2 protein-coding genes are annotated in these 1,186 nt (G+C 63.6%); one reads left to right on the plus strand and one right to left on the minus strand.

Annotation, left to right across the window (positions count from 1 at the left end):
- Positions 1 to 104: 104 nt before the first annotated feature.
- Complete coding sequence (locus DBO33_RS43465; RefSeq protein WP_159080868.1) at positions 105 to 491, minus strand: hypothetical protein; 387 nt, start codon at positions 489 to 491, stop codon at positions 105 to 107.
- Between the two features lie 456 nt (positions 492 to 947).
- On the opposite strand from DBO33_RS43465, the gene DBO33_RS42490 reads away from it, so the two are divergent.
- Positions 948 to 1,186, plus strand: a 239-nt coding sequence (locus DBO33_RS42490) for an HIT family protein (RefSeq protein ID WP_159080869.1), incomplete at its 3' end; no start/stop codon positions are given.

Consider the following 1,186-nt stretch of genomic DNA (forward strand, 5'->3'; position numbering starts at 1 on the left):
CGTCATCGCCGCCGTCCAGAAACTGGTCGACCAGCACCCCGCCGCCGCCAACTACACCCCTTCTCCAATCCTCTAGCGGGAGCGGTGATTTCGCCGCGAATTCGCTAGCAGGTGTCATAGCCGACCGGTATCGTCCCTCGGTGGCCATTCACGCGTTCGTGGACGAATCGATTCGTCGGGACAGGTACATCCTTTGTGCTGTCTTGATTCCCGGTGAAGAACTGCACCAGGCGCGATTGCTGGTGCGCGGATTCTGTCTCCCGGGCCAGCGTCGATGGCACTTCAACGATGAGTCGGAGCAGCGGCAGCGCCAGATCATCGACGCGATGGCGCGCTGCCGTGGCGTCGGAGTTGCTATCTACAAAGGTCGCGGCCCGGAGGTCAGTACTCGGCATGCCTGCATGACCGAACTCGTGACGGATCTGGTGGACATCAAAGCCGGTCGGCTGGTCGTGGAGTCGCGGGAGAGTCAGGACCAGCGCGACCGCCACTCCATCGCTTCGGCACTTCGCAAAACGTCTGTCGAACTGCAGTACGTGCACATGCCACCACACACTGAGCCGTGCTTGTGGTGGGCAGATGCGGCAGCGTGGGCCTTCGGGGCGGGCGGCCGGTGGAAGACCACGATCATGCCGCTCGTCCGTTTGGTCTACGACGTGGACAATCCCCCATTACAGCGCGAAACCCGGATGCTGGTCGTCCGGCCAGGACCCGGGTCCACTTCTCCCAGCTAGTGCCAGGAGCTGGCTCAATGTTACTGCATCCGGTGCTCGGCGGCTACGCAATTGTGTAGCCGCCCGCGCAACCCGACCGCTCACCGTCCGGAGAAGAGCCGGGTCCACTTCTCCCAGCTAGTGCCGGGAGCTGTTGCCAGTATGGGCCTCGTTGAGCGGTCGGGGTAGCGAATTTGTCGGGGGTCGGGTTGGGGTGGGCGTTAGGGTTTCGGAGTGAATCCGTACACGATTTTTGGGGACATCATTGCCGGGCGGGCCGAGGCCAGTCGGGTGTATGAGGACGATGATGTGTTGGCGTTCATGGATATTCGGCCGATGACGCCGGGGCATGTGCTGGTGGTGCCGAAGGTGGTGGCGCGCAGTCTGGCGGAGTTGGATCCGGTGGTCGGGGGGAAGTTGTTTCAGGTGGGGCAGCGGGTGGCGGCGGCGCTGCGGGCCAGTGAGGTGGGGTG

It is taken from the genome of Nocardia suismassiliense (assembly GCF_900269665.1).
Classification (GTDB): domain Bacteria; phylum Actinomycetota; class Actinomycetes; order Mycobacteriales; family Mycobacteriaceae; genus Nocardia; species Nocardia suismassiliense.